This window comes from Pseudescherichia sp. (assembly GCF_031998825.1).
Lineage (GTDB): Bacteria > Pseudomonadota > Gammaproteobacteria > Enterobacterales > Enterobacteriaceae > Pseudescherichia.
The window spans coordinates 60,611-79,498 of the sequence record NZ_DAMACX010000013.1; the positions used below are offsets into that span (position 1 = coordinate 60,611).

The 18,888-nt window shown below is 57.7% G+C and carries 19 protein-coding genes and 1 other annotated feature; of the genes, 6 read left to right on the top strand and 13 right to left on the bottom strand.

Going from position 1 to position 18,888, the window contains the following annotated elements:
- Window positions 1-90: 90 nt before the first annotated feature.
- Both mog and tal read right to left on the bottom strand, forming a co-directional pair.
- Window positions 91-678, bottom strand: coding sequence for a molybdopterin adenylyltransferase (mog, locus tag RTP97_RS08590; protein WP_312412647.1), 588 nt, complete (start codon window positions 676-678; stop codon window positions 91-93).
- A 108-nt stretch (window positions 679-786) separates the two neighbouring features.
- Window positions 787-1,740 carry a transaldolase gene (gene tal / locus RTP97_RS08595; RefSeq protein WP_312412650.1) on the bottom strand — a complete coding sequence of 318 codons (954 nt, stop codon included), beginning with the start codon at window positions 1,738-1,740 and terminating at the stop codon, window positions 787-789.
- A 193-nt stretch (window positions 1,741-1,933) separates the two neighbouring features.
- Between tal and RTP97_RS08600 the strand changes: the two genes are divergently transcribed.
- Complete coding sequence (locus RTP97_RS08600) at window positions 1,934-3,364, top strand: sodium:alanine symporter family protein (protein WP_312412652.1); 1,431 nt, start codon at window positions 1,934-1,936, stop codon at window positions 3,362-3,364.
- Between the two features lie 94 nt (window positions 3,365-3,458).
- Window positions 3,459-4,232 carry a peroxide stress protein YaaA gene (yaaA, locus tag RTP97_RS08605; protein WP_312412654.1) on the top strand — a complete coding sequence of 258 codons (774 nt, stop codon included), beginning with the start codon at window positions 3,459-3,461 and terminating at the stop codon, window positions 4,230-4,232.
- A gap of 22 nt (window positions 4,233-4,254) precedes the next feature.
- Here yaaA and RTP97_RS08610 read toward each other — a convergent pair whose 3' ends face one another.
- The 7 genes from RTP97_RS08610 to yjjY all read right to left on the bottom strand — a co-directional run bounded on the left by RTP97_RS08610 (window position 4,255) and on the right by yjjY (window position 11,046).
- Window positions 4,255-4,551 (bottom strand): DUF2502 domain-containing protein, encoded by a 297-nt coding sequence (locus RTP97_RS08610; protein ID WP_312412656.1) that lies wholly within the window; start codon window positions 4,549-4,551, stop codon window positions 4,255-4,257.
- A 226-nt stretch (window positions 4,552-4,777) separates the two neighbouring features.
- The gene (thrC, locus tag RTP97_RS08615) at window positions 4,778-6,064 is read right to left on the bottom strand and encodes a threonine synthase (protein ID WP_312412659.1); all 1,287 of its coding nucleotides are present in this window, start codon (window positions 6,062-6,064) and stop codon (window positions 4,778-4,780) included.
- A gap of 3 nt (window positions 6,065-6,067) precedes the next feature.
- A complete protein-coding gene (gene thrB, locus RTP97_RS08620) occupies window positions 6,068-6,997 on the bottom strand; it encodes a homoserine kinase (protein WP_312412662.1) in 930 nt (309 codons plus the stop codon).
- A 1-nt stretch (window position 6,998) separates the two neighbouring features.
- Window positions 6,999-9,461, bottom strand: a complete 2,463-nt coding sequence (gene thrA, locus RTP97_RS08625; protein ID WP_312412665.1) for a bifunctional aspartate kinase/homoserine dehydrogenase I — start codon at window positions 9,459-9,461, stop codon at window positions 6,999-7,001.
- Window positions 9,462-9,485: 24 nt separating this feature from the next.
- Window positions 9,486-9,606 (bottom strand) — a sequence feature (Thr leader region).
- Window positions 9,542-9,607 carry a thr operon leader peptide gene (gene thrL / locus RTP97_RS08630; protein WP_106403891.1) on the bottom strand — a complete coding sequence of 22 codons (66 nt, stop codon included), beginning with the start codon at window positions 9,605-9,607 and terminating at the stop codon, window positions 9,542-9,544. It overlaps the preceding feature by 65 nt.
- 211 nt (window positions 9,608-9,818) lie before the next feature.
- The gene (locus tag RTP97_RS08635) at window positions 9,819-10,505 is read right to left on the bottom strand and encodes a tRNA/rRNA methyltransferase (RefSeq protein ID WP_312412668.1); all 687 of its coding nucleotides are present in this window, start codon (window positions 10,503-10,505) and stop codon (window positions 9,819-9,821) included.
- A 400-nt stretch (window positions 10,506-10,905) separates the two neighbouring features.
- Window positions 10,906-11,046, bottom strand: coding sequence for a protein YjjY (gene yjjY / locus RTP97_RS08640; RefSeq protein ID WP_312412671.1), 141 nt, complete (start codon window positions 11,044-11,046; stop codon window positions 10,906-10,908).
- 95 nt (window positions 11,047-11,141) lie between these two features.
- Between yjjY and arcA the strand changes: the two genes are divergently transcribed.
- A complete protein-coding gene (gene arcA, locus RTP97_RS08645) occupies window positions 11,142-11,858 on the top strand; it encodes a two-component system response regulator ArcA (RefSeq protein ID WP_312212600.1) in 717 nt (238 codons plus the stop codon).
- A gap of 58 nt (window positions 11,859-11,916) precedes the next feature.
- Here arcA and creA read toward each other — a convergent pair whose 3' ends face one another.
- Window positions 11,917-12,387: a protein CreA gene (creA, locus tag RTP97_RS08650; protein WP_312412674.1), complete on the bottom strand. Its 471-nt coding sequence runs from the start codon at window positions 12,385-12,387 to the stop codon at window positions 11,917-11,919.
- 210 nt (window positions 12,388-12,597) lie between these two features.
- On the opposite strand from creA, the gene robA reads away from it, so the two are divergent.
- Entirely contained in the window at window positions 12,598-13,467 is an 870-nt protein-coding gene (gene robA / locus RTP97_RS08655) for an MDR efflux pump AcrAB transcriptional activator RobA (protein WP_312412677.1), read from the top strand.
- Here robA and gpmB read toward each other — a convergent pair.
- A complete protein-coding gene (gene gpmB, locus RTP97_RS08660) occupies window positions 13,464-14,111 on the bottom strand; it encodes a 2,3-diphosphoglycerate-dependent phosphoglycerate mutase GpmB (RefSeq protein WP_042388215.1) in 648 nt (215 codons plus the stop codon). The genes robA and gpmB overlap by 4 nt on opposite strands.
- Window positions 14,112-14,163: 52 nt before the next feature.
- Between gpmB and yjjX the strand changes: the two genes are divergently transcribed.
- Window positions 14,164-14,679, top strand: a complete 516-nt coding sequence (gene yjjX, locus RTP97_RS08665; protein WP_312412683.1) for an inosine/xanthosine triphosphatase — start codon at window positions 14,164-14,166, stop codon at window positions 14,677-14,679.
- On the opposite strand, the gene trpR is transcribed toward yjjX, so the two are convergent.
- Window positions 14,676-14,999 (bottom strand): trp operon repressor, encoded by a 324-nt coding sequence (gene trpR / locus RTP97_RS08670; RefSeq protein ID WP_042388219.1) that lies wholly within the window; start codon window positions 14,997-14,999, stop codon window positions 14,676-14,678. The genes yjjX and trpR overlap by 4 nt on opposite strands.
- Before the next feature lie 53 nt (window positions 15,000-15,052).
- Window positions 15,053-16,987 (bottom strand): murein transglycosylase, encoded by a 1,935-nt coding sequence (gene sltY, locus RTP97_RS08675; RefSeq protein WP_313106473.1) that lies wholly within the window; start codon window positions 16,985-16,987, stop codon window positions 15,053-15,055.
- Window positions 16,988-17,195: 208 nt separating this feature from the next.
- Here sltY and ettA point away from each other — a divergent pair, with 208 nt between their 5' ends.
- Entirely contained in the window at window positions 17,196-18,863 is a 1,668-nt protein-coding gene (ettA, locus tag RTP97_RS08680; protein ID WP_154058586.1) for an energy-dependent translational throttle protein EttA, read from the top strand.
- Window positions 18,864-18,888 lie beyond the last annotated feature (25 nt).

Sequence of the window (18,888 nt, forward strand, 5' to 3'; positions counted from 1 at the left end):
TTTTACGGCATATGTAAAGTTAAAATTACTATATCGTAAAAAAATCAACACGCCATACCCGACATGGCTTATACCAGAAAAGTTATTTCTTCAGGAGATTGTTTCGCGTCTTGCGCTTTTGGGTCGAAAAGCTGCTACCACATCCTGATTCGTTTCCACATAAGGCCCTTCAAGCAGCTGTAAACAATAAGGTACGCTTGCGAAGATACCCGGCACAACGACTTTTCCATCGGTCTCTTTGACCCCTTCCAGCGTCTCCTGAATCGACTTCGGCTGGCCGGGAAGATTGAGGATCAGCGCCTGCTTGCGGATCACCCCCACCTGGCGCGACAGGATAGCGGTGGGTACAAAGTGCAGGCTGATCTGCCGCATCTGCTCGCCAAAGCCCGGCATCTCACGATCGGCAACCGCCAGCGTCGCGTCGGGCGTGACGTCCCGGCGCGCTGGCCCCGTGCCGCCGGTGGTCAGAACCAGATGGCAGCTCATCTCATCCACCAGCTCACACAGCGTCTGCTCAATGATCGCCTGCTCGTCCGGAATAAGACGGGTTTCGATGGTAAAAGGGGTCGCGAGGGCGGAGGCCAGCCAGGCTTCAAGGGCAGGAATACCCTTATCCTGATAGACACCGCTGGAGGCGCGGTCGGAGACAGAGACTAAGCCGATGCGTAATGTATTCATAGCATTTCCGTTCAAACAATATCGATACGGGAATGATACACGCAGAGGGGAATAACAGACAGGATCGAAAAACAGGAGCGTGACCGGAGGCCCGGCCACGCAGAGGAATTACAGCAGATCGCCGATCATTGTTTCCAGTTTACCCTGGTCAACGGCAAACTTGCGGATACCGTCCGCCAGCTTGTCTACTGCCATTGGATCCTGGTTGTGTTCCCACAGGAACTCGGCTTCGGTGATGCGCTCCGGACGTGCTTTCACTTCACCGCTGAAGGAGAGCTTACGCTCTACCGTCCCTTCGCTCTCTGCCAGCTCTTTCAGCAGCGCAGGGGCGATGGTCAGGCGGTCGCAGCCTGCCAGCTCAACGATCTCACCGACGTTACGGAAGCTTGCGCCCATCACGACGGTTTCATAGCCGTGCTGCTTGTAGTATTCGTAGATTTCGGTCACAGAGACGACACCCGGATCTTCTGCCGGCGCGTACTCTTTCTTATCGGTGTTGGACTTGTACCAGTCAAGGATACGGCCCACGAACGGCGAAATCAGGAACACACCCGCTTCAGCACAGGCGCGCGCCTGGGCGAAGGAGAACAGCAGGGTCAGGTTACAGTTGATGCCCTCTTTCTCCAGCTGCTCAGCGGCACGAATGCCCTGCCAGGTGGAGGCCAGCTTGATCAGAATGCGATCGTTGCTGATGCCCGCGTCGTTGTAGAGCTTGATCAGGCGCTTGGCTTTGGCAATGGAGCCTTCGGTGTCGTAGGAGAGGCGCGCGTCCACTTCGGTAGAGATGCGGCCCGGCACCAACTTCAGGATCTCCAGACCGATGTTCACCGCCAGCTTGTCGGAGGCGTCAACGATCTGCTGCGCGCGGTCGCTGCTCTGGCTTTTTGCCCAGGTCACGGCGTCGTCAATCAGCTTGCGGTATTCAGGGATCTGGGCTGCGTTAAGGATCAGAGAAGGGTTGGTAGTAGCATCCTGCGGCTGATACAGCTTCATTGCCGCGATGTCTCCGGTGTCGGCCACCACGGTGGTGAACTGACGCAGGGAGGTCAATTTATCCGTCATAATCGTGTTTCTCTTTAAACAGCTTGTTAGGGGGATGTAACCGGTCTTCCCTGATGATATCACGACGCACTGTCAGCGCAACCGCAGACAGTGCCCAAACCTGGAGTATGGTAGACTCGGTCAACGACGCGTTGCGCCGCCTGAAAATGGCAGCGTTTACACTGGCTTAGCGGCATGAACAAGAGGAATGTGAATGCCAGATTTTTTCCTGTTTATCAATGAAATACTGTGGGGCTCGGTGATGATCTATCTGCTTATGGGTGCAGGGATCTGGTTTACCGTACGCACGGGATTTATTCAGTTTCGCTATCTGCGCCACGTCGGCAAGAGTTTGAAAAACAGCGTGACACCCCAGCCTGGCGGGCTAACCTCTTTCCAGGCGCTCTGCACCAGCCTCGCTGCGCGCGTCGGCAGCGGCAACCTGGTGGGCGTAGCGCTGGCGATCTCCGCCGGGGGGCCGGGTGCGGTCTTCTGGATGTGGATCTCCGCGCTGATCGGTATGGCCACCGCCTTTGCCGAGTGCGCGCTGGCGCAGCTCTATAAAGAGCGCGACGAACATAACCAGTTTCGCGGCGGCCCCGCCTGGTACATTACCCGCGGCCTGGGCATGCGCTGGATGGGCATCGTGTTCGCCCTCTTCCTGCTGCTGGTCTACGGTCTCATTTTCAACACCGTCCAGTCCAACTCTATGGCCCACGCTCTGCGCTACGCCTGGGAGATACCGGAGCTGCTGAGCGGTGTGCTTTTAGCTGTCATCACCCTGCTGGCGATTATGCTCGGCATTCGCGGCGTCGCCCGCATTATGCAGTGGCTGGTTCCGGCCATGACGCTGGTGTGGGTGCTCGCCAGCCTGCTAATCAGCGCCTGGCACGTTGAGCAGCTCCCCGGCATCGTCAACGCCATCTTCCGCTGCGCCTTTGGCTGGCACGAGGCGGCGGCAGGTGCGCTCGGCTACACCGTTAGCCAGGCGCTGACCAGCGGCTTTCAACGCGGCATGCTATCGAACGAGGCGGGCATGGGCACGACGCCTAATGCAGCGGCGGCAGCGGCCTCCTGGCCTCCGCATCCGGCTGCCCAGGGGATCGTCCAGATGATCGGCGTCTTTACCGATACCATTATCGTCTGTACCGCCAGCGCGCTCATCGTCCTGCTGGCCGACGAGGCGGCGGCGCACGACGCGCTAAACGGCATTGAGCTAGTACAGCAGGCGATGGTCTCCCTGACCGGCAGCTGGGCCGCCGGGTTCGTCGCGGTAATTACCGTGCTGTTTGCCTTCACTACCATTGTGGTGAACTACATCTATGCCGAAAACAATCTGATCTTTCTTCGCCTGCACAGCAAACGCAACCTCTGGCTGCTGCGCACCGGTACGCTGCTGATGGTGATCACCGGATCGCTGCTAAGCCTGCCGATGGTTTGGCAGCTGGCGGACGTGATGATGGCGCTAATAACGATTGTCAACCTCAGCGCCATCCTGCTGCTGTCGCCGGTGGTGCGGATTATCGCCAATGACTATCTGCGCCAGCGCAGGCTGGGGGTGCGGCCGGTGTTTAATCCTCAGCGCTATCCGGAGATCCAACGTCAGCTGGCTCCAGGCGCGTGGGATAACCTGCCGGATCGTTAAGATGGCAATCACAACTATCGATCAACGCAGGCGATTTTTTTGCTACAGTCCGTTTTTTGCTAAAGTCTGCGCAAATTTTCCCTAAGGAGTGGACATGCTGATCCTAATCTCGCCGGCCAAGACGCTGGATTATCAAAGCCCGCTGGCCACCCAGCGCTATACGCAGCCGGTGCTGCTGGATCACGCCCAGCAGCTGATTGACGTTGCCCGTCAGCTCTCCGCGCCGCAAATCAAAACCTTGATGGGCATTAGCGATAAGCTGGCCGATCTTAACGCCACCCGTTTTCACGACTGGCAGCCGGACTTTACTCCCGATAATGCCCGTCAGGCGATTCTGGCCTTTAAGGGTGATGTCTATGCCGGTATGCAGGCCGAGACTTTAAGCGACGACGATTTTACCTTCGCCCAGCAGCACCTGCGCATGCTCTCCGGTCTCTACGGCGTGCTGCGCCCGCTCGATCTGATGCAGCCCTACCGTCTGGAGATGGGCATTCGCCTGCAAAACTCCAGAGGCAGCGATCTCTATCAGTTCTGGGGTGAGACCATTACCCAAACGCTCAACGAAGCGCTGGCGGCCCAGGGCGATAACATCATCGTTAACCTGGCGTCGGATGAGTACTTCCGGGCGGTGAAGCCGAAGCAGCTTGCTGGCGAGATCGTGAAACCGGTCTTCCTTGATGAGAAAAACGGTGCTTTTAAGGTGATCAGTTTCTATGCCAAAAAAGCGCGCGGGCTAATGAGCCGCTACATTATTGAAAACCGTCTGACGACGCCGGAGCAGCTCAAGGCGTTTGATGTGGATGGCTACGCCTTTGATGAAGAGGCGTCGAAAAAGAACGAGCTGATCTTTAAGCGTCGCGAGCGCTAAGCGGCCCGCGACGTCGTCGTAATTAGTGGTGGTGACGGTCCGGGCCATGGCCCAGATGGCGGCCGTTATCGTGACGATCAAAGTCACGACGGTCCGGACGGTGCGGCTGCCAGCGGTTTTCCCGCCACTCGTAGTGTTTTTTCCAGTAGCTGTGGTCACGCCAGTGGCCGCCGTCCCAGTAGTTGCCACTGTTGTCGCGATCGCCAATCTGCAGTTTCACTGAGGGCAGCAGGGTTAACTCTGCCGCCTGGGCCGCCATTGGAGCAATGGTCAGCATGGAGAGGGCAAGGAACAGAGGTTTTAAAATAGGCTTCAACATGGGTAACTCCTTACTTCTTTTTTGGCCCGTTGTGGGCTGATGTAAAGAGATTACGTAATCCGTTACCGAGTTGTTATTCTCTGCAATCCTAATCTGTAAGTTACCGCATTTATTGGGAATTCCTGCTTTTTCTCTGCACTATTCCTGCACATTTTCTTCATATTTGGGCGTAAAAAAGCCCGGTGGCGGCGACGCCTTACCGGGCCTACAGAGTGAGCAACACGCTTTATGCTTTTTGCATCATCAGCTCGCGCAGGGCGGCAAAATCAGCCGGCAGGCTATGAGAGAGCAGCGGCAGATCCGCACGCTCCGCCAGTGCGGCAGGCAGATCCAGCGTGTCGCCAAGGATCGCCTCTACGCTCTCTTTGAACTTCGCCGGATGCGCGGTGCCAAGGAACAGGCCGTACTCGCCCGGATTCAATTGGTCGCGCAGCGCGCGGTAGGCCACCGCCGCATGCGGCTCGGAGAGGTATCCCTTCTCTTTCAGCTCCAGCATGGTGGCTTTGGTCACCTCGTCATCAATGGCAGCATAGCCCAGTTCGTTCAGACGCCAGATTTTGCGGCGGAACAGCTCCTCCACGCGTGGCCAGTTGTTCGGCTGGCTGACGTCCATGGCGTTGGAGAGGGTCGCCAGGGTCGCGTTCGGGCTCCACTCCCCCGCTTGCAGGAAGCGCGGCACGGTGTCGTTGGCGTTGGTAGCAGCAATAAAGCGCTTCACCGGCAGGCCCAGCGATTTTGCCAGCAGGCCAGCGGTGAGATCGCCAAAGTTACCGCTCGGTACGGAGATCACCAGCTGGTTACGTGCCTCCTGCGGCAGCTGCGCCACCGCCTCGAAGTAGTAGCAGATCTGCGCCAGCAGGCGGCTGATGTTGATCGAGTTCGCCGAGTTCAGCCCCAGCTTCTGCTTCAGCTCTTCATCATCAAAGGCCTGCTTGACCAGCGCCTGGCAGGCGTCAAAGTCGCCGTCGATAGCGACCGTCTCGATGTTGCCCCCCAGCGTACAGAAAAGCTTCTCCTGCAGCGGGCTGATTTTGCCCTGCGGATAGAGGATCACCACGCGCACGTTTTTCAGGCCGTAGAAGGCATGAGCCACGGCCGCGCCGGTATCCCCGGAGGTGGCGGTGAGAATGGTCACCGGCTTATCGCCGCTGATGTGGGTCAGCATCTGCGCCATAAAGCGGCCGCCGAAGTCTTTAAACGCCAGCGTCGGGCCGTGGAACAGCTCCAGGCAGCCGATGTCATCCTCGACCTTGCTCACCGGCGCAGGGAAGGTAAAGGCCGTCCGCACGCGCTCCTCCAGCAGCTCCTGCGGGATCTCATCCCCAATGAAGGCCGCGAGGATCTTTGCGCTACGGCTGACGAAATCCTGCTCCAGCATCTCGTCGATTTCTGTCAGGTTGAACTCGGGCAGATCGTGCGGGAAGAAAAGCCCCTGCTGCTTACCCAGCCCCTGCGTAACCGCCTGGGCAAAGGAGACCTGCTCGTTGTGATCTTTAAGGTTGTAGAGTTTCATTAATTATCCCAGTACGCGTGCGCCCGCTGTATCCAGCCGGCAAATATGAACAAAGCCTTCCTGATTCTGCAGATAGTGTTTACCCAGCCAGTCTGCTACGCGCTGCGCGGTGTCCGGCTTATCACAGAGCGCGAACAGCGTCGGCCCCGATCCGGAGATACCGCTCGCCAGCGCGCCAATCTCTGCCACCGCCTGACGCGCCTCTTTAAAGCCCGGCAGCAGGCGGGCACGGTACGGCTCGGCAATCACGTCTTTCATCAGCTTTGCGGCCAGCTGCGGCTGACGAGAGTAGCAGGCATGAATAAACCCGGCCAGATGCCGCCCGTGGGCGATGCAGTCCTGGCGGCGATACTGTGCGGGTAGAATCGCCCGCGCCTCGGCCGTGGAGACCTTGATCCCCGGGTAGGCCAGCACCCACAGCCACTCATCAAAGCCTGGCACCTGCTGGCTGATAATGCCGTTCTCTTCGATCATCAGCTGCATGCCGCCGAGGAAACAGGGGGCCACGTTATCGTAATGAATGCTGCCGGAGATACGCCCCTCCAGCTCGCCCATCAGCGCCAGCAGGCGCGTATCGCTGAGCGGCTTGCCGCAGTGCTCGTTCATCGCCACCAGCGCGGCGACCACGGAGCAGGCGCTGGAGCCTAACCCCGAGCCAATCGGCATATTTTTTTCCAGCGTCATGGTCACCGGAATGGTTTTATTCAGCTCCTGGCAGAAACGCTCCCAGCACTGGTAGACAATATTTTCCCGCGGCTCCGGGGGCAGCTTGTCCGCAAAGCGTCCCACGTTATGCAGGCTAAAACGGTCGGCCGCCTCCACCGTGACGACGTCGCCCAGCAGGGAGCCATCCACCGGCGTTACCGCCGCCCCGAGCACGTCGAAGCCAACGCTCATATTGGCGCTGGAGGCCGGGGCATACACTTTCACCATGTTAAACTCCTAACTTCCATGAGAGGGTGCGCAGCAGATCGGCAAAAACGCCTGCCGCCGTCACATCGTTGCCCGCACCGTAACCGCGCAGCACCAGCGGCAGCGGTTGATAGTAGTGGCTGTAGAACGCCAACGCGTTCTCACCGTTTTTCACTTTATAGAGCGGATCGTTGCCGTCTACCTCAGCGATTTTCACCCGGCAGACGCCATCCTCTTCGATATTGCCAACGTAGCGCAACACTTTACCCTCATCGCGCGCTTTCGCCACCCGAGCGGCAAAGGCATCGTCAAGCTGCGGCAGGCGGGCCATAAAGCTGTTTACGTCGCCGCTGTCGTCAAAGCCTGCCGGCAGCACCGGCTCGATAACGATATCCGTCAGCTCCAGCTCACGCCCCGTCTCGCGGGCGAGGATCAGCAGCTTGCGCGCTACGTCCATGCCGGAGAGATCGTCCCGCGGATCCGGCTCGGTATAGCCCAGATCCCGTGCGATCCCGGTCGCTTCCGAAAGGCTCATGCCTTCGTCCAGCTTACCGAAAATAAAGGATAACGATCCGGAAAGGATCCCAGAAAAACGCTGCAGTTCATCGCCCGCGTTAAGCAGGTTTTGCAGGTTTTCAATTACCGGCAGCCCTGCCCCAACGTTGGTGTCGTAGAGGAACTTGCGGCGCGACCCGGCGGCGGCGTGGCGCAGCTGGTGGTAGTAGGCCATCGATGAGGTGTTGGCTTTCTTGTTCGGCGTGACCACGTGGAAGCCTTCGCGCAGGAAGTCGGCGTACTGATCGGCCACCGCCTGGTTGGAGGTACAGTCAACGATCACCGGGTTGAGCAGATGATACTCTTTTACCAGGCGGATCAGACGTCCCAGGTTGAACGGCTCTTTCGCCTCTGCCAGCTCCGCCTGCCAATTCTCAAGGTTCAGGCCGTGCACGTTGGTCAGCAGCGCCTTTGAGTTCGCCACGCCGCAGACCCGCAGGTCGATATGCTTGCTCTTCAGCCAGCTCTGCTGACGCTTGAGCTGATCCAGCAGTGCGCCGCCGACGCCACCGACGCCAATCACGAATACCTCAATCACCTGGTCGGTATTGAACAGCATCTGATGGGTAACGCGCACGCCGGTGGTGGCGTCATCATTGCTGACCACCACCGAGATTGAACGCTCGGAGGAGCCCTGGGCAATCGCCACGATATTGATATTGGCGCGGGCCAGCGCGGCAAAGAATTTTGCCGAGATACCGCGCAGGGTACGCATGCCGTCGCCGACGACGGAGATAATCGCCAGCCGCTCCATCACCGCCAGCGGCTCCAGCAGCCCCTCTTTCAGCTCGAGATAGAACTCATCTCCCAGCGCCCGACGCGCGCGGGCGCAGTCGGCCTGCGGCACGCAGAAGCTGATGCTGTATTCGGATGACGACTGGGTAATCAACACCACCGAGATCCCGGCGCGTGACATGGCGGCAAATACCCGCGCCGCCATCCCGACCATCCCTTTCATGCCGGGGCCGGAGACGCTAAACATCGCCATGTTATTGAGGTTAGAGATGCCCTTGACCGGCAGGCCGTCATCGTCAGAGGTGGCGCCAATCAGCGTACCGGGCGCCTGCGGGTTACCGGTATTTTTTATCAGACAGGGGATCTGGAACTGGGCGATAGGGGTAATGGTACGCGGGTGCAGCACCTTGGCGCCGAAGTAGGAGAGCTCCATCGCCTCCTGATAGGACATCGACTTCAGCAGCCGGGCATCGGGTACCTGGCGCGGGTCGCAAGTATAGACGCCGTCAACGTCGGTCCAGATCTCACAGCAGTCGGCGCGCAGGCAGGCGGCCAGCACGGCGGCAGAGTAGTCAGAGCCGTTACGCCCCAGCACCACCAGCTCGCCCTTCTCATTGCCCGCGGTAAAGCCCGCCATCAGGATCATATGGTCTGCGGGGATCTGGCTGGCGGCGATGCGGCGGGTGGATTCGGCGATATCAACGGTGGATTCGAGGTAGTGGCCCACGGCGAGCAGTTTTTCCACCGGGTCGATAACCGAGACCTTGTGCCCTCTGGCCTCCAGCAGTCCGGCCATAATGGCGATGGAGAGTTTTTCTCCCCGGCAGATGATGGCAGCGTTGATGCTGTCCGGACACTGACCCAGCAGGCTGATGCCGTGCAGAACGTGTTTGATCTGCGCGAACTCTTGCTCAACCAACTGCTTCAGCCGGACAAGGGGGAAACCGGGCTGGGCGTCGGCCAGGCCTGCAAGCAGGTCGGCAAAAATGTGCTCTGCGTCGCTGATGTTGGGTACGGCATCCTGGCCACCGATGGTCTTCTCAATCATCGCCACCAGATGGTTGGTAATTTTGGCCGGGGCAGACAGCACGGTCGCAACCTGCCCCTGCCTGGCATTGCTCTCCAGAATTTCGGCAACACGCAGAAAACGTTCTGCATTTGCCACTGACGTACCGCCGAACTTCAACACTCGCATGGTATTACCCCTTGATTTTTGGTCGAAAAAAAAGCCCGCACTGTTCAGGTGCGGGCTTTTTTCTGTGTTTCCTGTACGCGTCAGCCCGCACCGTTACCTGTGGTAATGGTGGTGGTAATAATTGTCAGCGTGCTGATGCGATTCATGGATGTTGTGTGCTCTGTCATTTTTATCTGTCTGTCTTGTATAGCTATACGGTTAAAGTATATCCCTGTCTGAGTCAATGAATTTTTGCTTTTTGCCCTTTTTATCCTCTGCGCAGGTCGCGCTACGTTGACCATGCTTTCCTCCGCACTCTTACCAGCGGAAAAAGCAATATCAGACTCTTTCGCCATAAAAACAAACTATGACAGCGTTTTATTCTGTGAGTTTTTTTTCGATATCGTGCAGCAAACGGTGCAGCATTGCCGTATCTCGCTGCTCAAACAGACCCAGCCGCTGATCCAACCAGTCAGCAAGTTTGACGTCATCCGCTACCTCCAGCTTGTCCAGCAGCGATCGCGCCCGCAGACGCAGCGCCTTAAGCTGCGCTTCGCCATGGGCTACCGCCGGCTCGTGGCGCTGTTGCATTAAAGACGCTAACTGATAGCAGTAAACCATCACCGCCTGGCCGAGATTCAGCGACGGATAGTCGGCCACCATGGGCACGCCGGTAAGGATATCGGCGAGGGCCAGCTCGTCGTTGGTTAAGCCTGAATCTTCCCGACCAAACACCAGCGCAGCATGGCGCATCCACTGGCTCTTCTCTTCAAGCAGCGGCACCAGTTCGGCTGGCGTGGCGTAATAGTGAAATTTTGCCCGGCTGCGGGCAGTGGTGGCAATTGTAAAGTCGACGTCGGCCAGGGCGGCGGCGAGAGTAGGAAAAACCGTTGTATTATCAATTATATCACCGGAGCCGTGAGCAACCCAGCGCGCGCTCTCCTGCCGGTGCGCCTCGCTGTCAACAATGCGTAGATCGCTAAACCCCATGGTCTTCATGGCCCGGGCCGCCGCGCCGACGTTCTCAGGCCTGGCGGGTGAAACTAATACTATTGATACACGCATGGGTTACTCTCTGGTGTGCCCCTCAACGGGGTAAAAAGACAATCAACATCAAGTTATTACGCATCACAAATTTACAAAAACGTAACAGAAATCACTGAATTTGTGTCAGGTAAAGCTTAAAAATTACTACACTGTTTACTGGGTTAATTAGCTGACAGTATGTTAACAGAAGAGGATTATCCCTATGTTTAATCATGATAATCTGCATGATGAACGCGATCCGTTGGTGGATTCAGCAAATTTATCAATTAGCGCCTGTAACTACCTGTTTATTGAAAAAATGTTATAAACGCTAGTAATAAGATGCGATGATTTCATCAAACTGTTAACGTGCTACAATTGAACTTGATATATGTCAACGAACCGTAGTTTTATTGGGTGTCCGGTGCGTCTTAACCTGTTATGTTGCTGTTAAAATGGTTAGGATGACAGCCGTTTTTGACACTGTCGGGTCCAGAGGGAAAGTACCCACGACCAAGCTAATGATGTTGTTGACGTTGATGGAAAGTGCATCAAGAACGCCATTACGTACTTTAGTCATGTTACGCCGTTCATGTTAATTTGCGACATGCATCAGGCAGGTCAGGGACTTTTGTACTTCCTGTTTCGATTTAGTTGGCAATTTAGGTAGCAAACATGCAGACCCCGCACATTCTTATTGTTGAAGACGAGTTAGTTACTCGCAACACGCTGAAGAGCATTTTCGAAGCAGAAGGATACGATGTCTTTGAAGCGACTGATGGCGCTGAAATGCATCAGATTCTTTCTGATAACGATATCAACCTGGTGATCATGGATATCAACCTGCCGGGCAAAAACGGCCTGCTGCTGGCGCGTGAACTGCGCGAACAGGCAGACGTCGCCCTGATGTTCCTGACAGGCCGTGATAACGAAGTCGATAAGATCCTCGGCCTCGAGATTGGCGCGGACGATTACATCACCAAACCGTTTAACCCACGCGAGCTGACCATCCGCGCACGCAACCTGCTCTCCCGTACCATGAATCTGGGCACGGTGAGCGAAGAGCGTCGCAGCGTCGACAGCTACAAATTTAACGGCTGGGAGCTGGATATCAACAGCCGCTCGCTGGTCAGTCCGAACGGTGAGCAGTATAAGCTGCCGCGCAGCGAGTTTCGCGCCATGCTGCACTTCTGCGAAAACCCGGGCAAGATCCAGACCCGTGCCGATCTGCTGAAGAAGATGACCGGCCGCGAGCTGAAGCCGCATGACCGTACCGTTGACGTGACCATCCGCCGTATTCGTAAGCACTTCGAATCCACGCCGGATACGCCAGAGATTATCGCCACCATTCACGGCGAAGGCTACCGCTTCTGCGGCGATCTGCAGGAGTAAGTGGTGGTGTAACTGTAATGCCGGGCGGCACTGCGTTTGCCCGGCCTACGGTCACACATTAATGCCACGGCATAATCGGCACGGCGCTTAATGCGTTTTTCGGCGAACCTTCGACTACCTTATCGGAGTAGGCAAGGTAGGCCAGCGTGTTGCGTTTTGCATCATAGAAGCGCACTACCTGTAGCTTCTTAAAGACCAGCGAGGTGCGTTTCTGGAACACCACGTCTCCCTGCGCCTTCCCGCTTTTTACCTTCTCACTCAGCTCAATCGGCCCTACCTGCTGACAGGAGATAGCTGCATCAGAGGTATCTTCAGCCAGCCCTAACCCACCCTTGATACCGCCCGTTTTTGCCCGGCTGATATAGCATGTCACATTCTTCACATCGGGATCGTCAAAGGCTTCAACCACGATTTTGTGATCCGGTCCGAAGACTTTAAAGACGGTATCAACCGACCCAATCTCTTCAGCCTGTGCGGTCTGGCCAACGAGGCCCAGCGCGAAGATTACTGCTAAGCACTTGTATTTCATATTGTTACCATCTTTGAATATTACGTTGTGTTACTATTTTGCCCGGCAAAATAAACGGTTAGGATTCAGGCAATTAAAATTTTGGGACGCGTTAATGGCCTAAAGCGCACGCTTACTCAAAAAAAACACTGAATGCTAAAATAGCAGGGAATGATATTATTCGCACAACCCTGCTACCGGGTACGACTGTTTTAAGGATGAGGACACTGTATGGATCAGGCTGGGATTATTCGCGATCTACTCAACTGGCTGGAGGATCATCTCGATCAACCGCTGGCTCTGAATAATGTGGCGATCAAAGCAGGTTATTCCAAGTGGCATCTGCAAAGAATGTTTAAGGACGTCACTGGCCTGGCAATTGGGGCCTATATCCGTGCGCGGCGACTCTCGAAATCCGCCGTGGCGCTGCGCCTGACCGCCCGCCCGATCCTCGATATTGCGCTCCAGTATCGTTTCGATTCGCAGCAAACCTTTACCCGTGCGTTTAAGAAACAGTTTAACCTGACGCCCGCGCTCTATCGCCGCTCCCCTGACTGGAGCGCGTCGGGCATCCGTCCGCCGCTGCGTCTGGGCGAGTTCGCTCTGCCAAAGCATGAGTTTATTACCCTGCCTGAAACGCCGCTGATGGGGATCACCCAGAGCTACAGCTGCTCGCTGGAGGAGATTTCCGCCTTTCGGCATGAGATGCGGATCCAGTTCTGGCGTGAGTTTTTAGGCAACTCGCCTACTCTGCCCGCTGAGCTGTACGGCCTGCATGAGCCTCGTCCCAGCCTGGAGAAGGATGATGAGCAGGAGGTGTTCTACACCACCGCCGTGACGCCGGATATGGCTAACGGCCACCTACAGGGTGCTTTTCCGCTGGTATTGCAGAGCGGAGAGTACGTCATGTTTACCTACGAGGGTCCGGGCACCGAGCTGCAGCAGTTTATCTTAACCATCTACGGCACCTGTATGCCGATGCTCAACCTGACCCGGCGCAAGGGGCTGGATATCGAGCGTTTCTTCCCGCGTGACGAAGCCAGGAACCAGACGCCGCCGATGTATATCCGCTGCGAATATCTGGTTCCTGTGCGTCGTTAACGCTGCAGTTCGTCCAGCGCGGGGGCATCAAGATGCGATACGTCACCCGCTGTCTCTACCACCCAGCCTGAGGCTAGCCACGGGCTCTGCTGGTAATCAATACGTGAGATAGAGCAGTTGCGCAGACGCAGACGACGCTCTGCCCAGGCTGGCAGGCCAAGGATAGTGCTGACCAGACAGCCCAGCGCCATACCGTGACTAACCAGCAGCGGGCGGCTGCCTTCCGGCAGTTCCAGGCAGGTGGCCAGCACCGCATGCATACGCTCGCTCAGCTCCTGCATCGACTCCCCGTCGGGAATGCGGCCATCGGACGTGCCGTTGACCAGCTGGCGACGCCACTGCTCCTCTTCCTCGGTCAACGAATCGATAGGGCGCTGTTCCAGCACGCCCATATCCAGCTCCCGCAGGCGGGCATCCAGCGAAATCTCACACCCGCAGTAGTCGGCAATGATCTCCGCCGTGCGCTGCGTGCGCCCCAGATCGCTGGCGATAACGTGGGTGATCCCCAGCGCTTTCGCGCGCTCGGCCACCTGCTGTGCCTGCTGCTCCCCTTTGGCCGTCAGCGGACTGTCTGACTGGCCCTGAATACGACGCTCGGCGTTCCACTGCGTTTCACCGTGGCGAACAAGGTATACCTGTAACATGCTTTTTATCCGTTATACTGCGATGAAATTTTTTATATGAGTTGGTTAGATTATGCACCATGTTGTCTCAGCTACCACTAATCCCGCCAAAATTAAGGCTATTCTGCACGCATTCAACGAGATTTTCGGCGAAGGATCCTGCCATATCGAGTCCGTGGCCGTCGAGAGCGGCGTACCGGAGCAGCCGCTTGGCAGCACAGAAACGCGGGCTGGCGCACGTAATCGCGTGGAGAATGCCCGTCAGGCGCGTCCCGATGCCGACTTCTGGGTAGCCATTGAAGCAGGGATAGATGAGGACAGTACCTTTAGCTGGGTGGTGATTGAGAGCCAGGCGCAGCGCGGCGAAGCGCGTTCCGCTACCCTGCCGCTGCCAGCGGCAATACTGAGCCGCGTGCGTGCCGGAGAGGCGCTCGGGCCGGTGATGTCAGAGGTCACCGGCATCGATGAGATTGGACGTAAAGAGGGGGCGATCGGCGTCTTTACCCACGGCGTGCTGACGCGGAGCAGCGTCTACCATCAGGCGGTGATCCTGGCCCTCAGCCCGTTTCACCATGCGGCGTACCGCTAGCCTTTCAGCAGCGCCTTCTCCAGCCACAGACGCAGTTCTGGCGGGGCAGCTTTCAGGCTGTTGGAGCCGCGGGTAATGGTGGCGATGCCGGTGCCCAGCTCGTTTTTGAGCTCCCGCTGGCTCATTTCACCGCGCAGAAGCTCCTCAATAATACGTACCCGCGTGCCCAGCGCTTCGCGCTCGTCAGGGGTCAGCATCAGATTAAGCAGCGGCAGGTGCAGATCCTGGTCGTAGGCGTGCTGGAGCAGTTCGACGAAGCGCAACCACTCCTGATGACGCTGTTCGGCTACTTCTGCTGAATAAGGGGATTGCTGGGTCATGTTAGGCTGCCATACTCGTTGACGAGTACAACAGCATAACACAAACCGCCGGATCAGTAACGGCGGCCCCACTCCGTGGCGGTCAGCAGAGTCGGTTTCCCACCCAGGAAGTAGCGGTAATAGGCATCATAGGCCAGCACGTTTTTCACGTAGCCCCGCGTCTCCGAGAAGGGAATGCTCTCCACAAACGCCACCGCGTCAATGCGTCCGGCGCTGTTGCCAAGCCAGGTCCGCACTCGTCCAGGCCCGGCGTTATAGGCCGCCGACGCAAAGATGCGGTTATTGCCGAACTGGTTATAGACGTATTGCAGATAGCTGGTGCCGATATCGATATTGGTTTGCGGATCCAGCAGCTGGGCAGGATCGCTGTAGCCTGGAATATTGAACATCTGCACCGTATGCGTTGCCGTACCCGGCATCACCTGCATCAGACCGCTTGCCCCAACCGGTGAGCGCGCCTTCGGATTCCAGGCGCTCTCCTGGCGGGCAATCGCCATCGCATAGCTCTGGGGAATATCCTTGCCGCTGGTATAGCGTTCAAAGAGATCGCGCCAGGCCAGCGGGAAACGCTCCTGCAGCTGATCCCACAGCTTGCCGGCGATGGTCGCCTGCACGCCTAGATCCCACCACTGACGATCGTAGGCGTAGCGCGCCAGCTGAGCCTGCTGTTGCGGCGTGCGGCTGCTGACCAGGTTGGCCCACTCGCTGCGTGCAGTGTTGTCGAGGCCCCAGAACATAAGCTCCCGCACCCGCGCCATCTCTGGACTCTGCACCAGCTGCGGATCCGGCTCGCCCGACGCCTTGTCGATCTTCAGTTGATACTCTTCGCCAAGGCGCTGCGCGGCAACCATAGGATAGAAGCCGCGCTTCTGCATCAGATCGTGCAGGATGGTATTGCCTTCCTCTTCACGGCCACGCTCCAGTAGCAGATCCGCCTGCCAGTAACGCCACTCCTCTTTCTCTTTCGCTTCCATCGGCAGGCGGGCCAGCCAGGTATTGAGTCCCTGACGATCGCCTGTGCCTAACGCCAGGCGTACCCGGCGCTCTACCAGCGACGTTGACTGGGAGCGCATAATGGCGTCATCGCGCCAGCGCGCCTGCTCCTCGGTGACGTCGTTGCCCATCAGCCGCCAGACGACAATCTCCCGCAGCGCCTGGGTCTGCTCCTCGTTAAGCTGCTGCGCCGAAGCCAGCGATGGGATCATCAGGCGCGCGTTTTCCACGTCCTGGCGGGCGACGCTCTCAAACGCCTCCTGGGCCATCTGCCGGGTAAAGTCGGTCGCGCCGGTGGTGCGAGCGAAGGTCAGCACGCTGTTGGGATCGTTTGCCAGATCGACAATGGCGCTGGAGATGGTCTGGTATTCGCTAGGCATCTGGTTCGCCAGCAGGAGAACGAGGCGGGTATTGCCCGCCTTCATCGCCAGCCGAATGCGTTCCAGGAAGGCCAGCGGATCCTGCTTGCCGGAGGCGCGCCACGCCCCAAACAGCCTGTCGCAGGCATTGGGCTGGCTCTTTCCGGTCAGCCACAGCGTTTTTGCCCCCTCCCACGCCGCGTCAGGCTGGGCGGTGTTCCATTTGGCATAGTAGTAGTTGCACTGCGCTTCGGTCGTTGCCGGTTTGTCCGGGCTAAACGCCAGCAGGCCGCGCCAGTCCTCACGGCGTGCCAGCTCGTTCACAAAGCGCGACTTCAGGTTGCGGGCGGGGGGCAGCGTCGGATTGGCCTGCACAAAGTTGCTCACCGCCATGGCTGGCTGATTCATCAGATCGTCATTGATCTGGCGGTACTCCAGATAGGGATAGAGAGGATAGTCCTTGAGTTCCGGCATCAGCTGCGCCACGACGTCCATCTGCTTGTTGTCCCACGCCTGCTTGATTTGTGCATAGCGGTTTCGCTGCTCATCCAGTGAGTCAGCGCGTGCCAGGCCGCTTACCGACAGCATGCAGCAGCCGACGGCCAGCAGTCGCCAGGCGACAGGTTTAGCATTCACAGGCACTTTCTCCATATAAATAAGTTTGTTGGCGCATAACCCATTCATGCTAACCAGGCATTTCGCAATCCGCCACGCGCTGGACACTTTTTTACTTTTGAGTCTGATTTAACACTCGTGACGCAGCTGGCTGGGATTGCACCCCAAAAACGGCTACACTCGGCAGCTGAGTACCATTCACATTACGATAAAAGAGGCGAAGTCCAACGTGGCTCAATTCGTTTATACCATGCATCGTGTCGGCAAAGTGGTTCCGCCGAAACGTCATATTCTGAAAAATATCTCGCTGAGCTTCTTCCCGGGCGCAAAAATTGGCGTTCTCGGTCTCAACGGTGCGGGTAAGTCCACCCTGCTGCGCATTATGGCCGGCATCGATACCGACATTGAAGGTGAAGCCCGCCCGCAGCCCGGTCTGAAAATCGGCTACCTGCCGCAGGAGCCGAAGCTGAACCCAGAGCACACCGTGCGTGAATCCATTGAAGAAGCCGTGGCCGAGGTGGTTAACGCCCTGAAAGGCCTCGACGAGGTGTACGCCAAGTACGCAGAGCCGGACGCTGACTTCGATAAGCTCGCGGCCCAGCAGGGCAAGTTTGAAGAGATTATCCAGGCCCACGACGGCCACAACCTGAACGTGCAGCTGGAGCGCGCCGCTGACGCCCTGCGCCTGCCGGACTGGGATGCCAAAGTGGATAAGCTCTCCGGGGGTGAACGCCGCCGCGTAGCGCTGTGCCGCCTGCTGCTGGAAAAACCAGACATGCTGCTGCTCGACGAACCCACCAACCACCTGGACGCCGAGTCCGTGGCCTGGCTGGAGCGCTTCCTGCACGACTTCGAAGGCACCGTGGTGGCAATCACCCACGACCGTTACTTCCTCGATAACGTTGCCGGCTGGATCCTTGAGCTTGACCGTGGTGAAGGCATTCCGTGGGAGGGTAACTACTCCTCCTGGCTGGAGCAGAAAGACCAGCGTCTGGCCCAGGAAGCCTCTCAGGAAGCGGCCCGCCGTAAGTCGATTGAGAAAGAGCTGGAGTGGGTTCGTCAGGGCGCGAAAGGCCGTCAGTCTAAGGGCAAAGCCCGTCTGGCCCGCTTTGAAGAGCTGAACAACACTGAATACCAGAAGCGTAACGAAACCAACGAACTGTTTATTCCGCCTGGAGCACGTCTGGGGGATAAAGTCGTTGAGGTGAGCAACCTGCGCAAATCCTACGGCGACCGTGTGCTGATCGACGATCTGAGCTTCTCGGTACCGAAAGGGGCGATTGTTGGCATCATCGGTCCGAACGGCGCGGGTAAATCTACCCTGTTCCGCATGATGTCCGGTCAGGAACAGCCTGACAGCGGCACCATCACCCTGGGTGAAACCGTGAAGCTGGCCTCCGTGGATCAGTTCCGTGACGCGATGGATAACAGCAAAACCGTGTGGGAAGAGGTTTCCGGCGGGCTGGATATCATGAAGATCGGCAACACCGAGATGCCAAGCCGCGCCTACGTGGGCCGCTTTAACTTCAAAGGCGTCGATCAGGGCAAACGCGTGGGCGAGCTGTCCGGCGGTGAGCGTGGCCGTCTGCACCTGGCCAAGCTGCTGCAGGTTGGCGGTAACGTGCTGCTGCTCGATGAACCGACCAACGACCTGGATATCGAAACCCTGCGGGCGCTGGAAAACGCCATGCTGGAGTTCCCGGGCTGCGCGATGGTTATCTCGCACGACCGTTGGTTCCTCGACCGTATCGCGACCCACATTCTGGATTACCAGGACGAGGGTAAAGTGGAGTTCTTTGAAGGTAACTTCACCGAGTACGAAGAGTATAAGAAACGCACCCTCGGCGCAGACGCGCTGGAGCCGAAGCGTATCAAGTACAAGCGTATCTCTAAGTAATGATAGCGGCCTTCCCCCGAAGGCC

Coding starts and splice junctions, on each gene's coding strand:
- mog (WP_312412647.1), bottom strand. CDS start 678: ATGAATACATTACGCATCGGCTTAGTCTCTGTCTCCGACCGCGCCTCC.
- tal (WP_312412650.1), bottom strand. CDS start 1,740: ATGACGGATAAATTGACCTCCCTGCGTCAGTTCACCACCGTGGTGGCC.
- RTP97_RS08600 (WP_312412652.1), top strand. CDS start 1,934: ATGCCAGATTTTTTCCTGTTTATCAATGAAATACTGTGGGGCTCGGTG.
- yaaA (WP_312412654.1), top strand. CDS start 3,459: ATGCTGATCCTAATCTCGCCGGCCAAGACGCTGGATTATCAAAGCCCG.
- RTP97_RS08610 (WP_312412656.1), bottom strand. CDS start 4,551: ATGTTGAAGCCTATTTTAAAACCTCTGTTCCTTGCCCTCTCCATGCTG.
- thrC (WP_312412659.1), bottom strand. CDS start 6,064: ATGAAACTCTACAACCTTAAAGATCACAACGAGCAGGTCTCCTTTGCC.
- thrB (WP_312412662.1), bottom strand. CDS start 6,997: ATGGTGAAAGTGTATGCCCCGGCCTCCAGCGCCAATATGAGCGTTGGC.
- thrA (WP_312412665.1), bottom strand. CDS start 9,461: ATGCGAGTGTTGAAGTTCGGCGGTACGTCAGTGGCAAATGCAGAACGT.
- RTP97_RS08635 (WP_312412668.1), bottom strand. CDS start 10,505: ATGCGTGTATCAATAGTATTAGTTTCACCCGCCAGGCCTGAGAACGTC.
- yjjY (WP_312412671.1), bottom strand. CDS start 11,046: ATGACTAAAGTACGTAATGGCGTTCTTGATGCACTTTCCATCAACGTC.
- arcA (WP_312212600.1), top strand. CDS start 11,142: ATGCAGACCCCGCACATTCTTATTGTTGAAGACGAGTTAGTTACTCGC.
- creA (WP_312412674.1), bottom strand. CDS start 12,387: ATGAAATACAAGTGCTTAGCAGTAATCTTCGCGCTGGGCCTCGTTGGC.
- robA (WP_312412677.1), top strand. CDS start 12,598: ATGGATCAGGCTGGGATTATTCGCGATCTACTCAACTGGCTGGAGGAT.
- gpmB (WP_042388215.1), bottom strand. CDS start 14,111: ATGTTACAGGTATACCTTGTTCGCCACGGTGAAACGCAGTGGAACGCC.
- yjjX (WP_312412683.1), top strand. CDS start 14,164: ATGCACCATGTTGTCTCAGCTACCACTAATCCCGCCAAAATTAAGGCT.
- trpR (WP_042388219.1), bottom strand. CDS start 14,999: ATGACCCAGCAATCCCCTTATTCAGCAGAAGTAGCCGAACAGCGTCAT.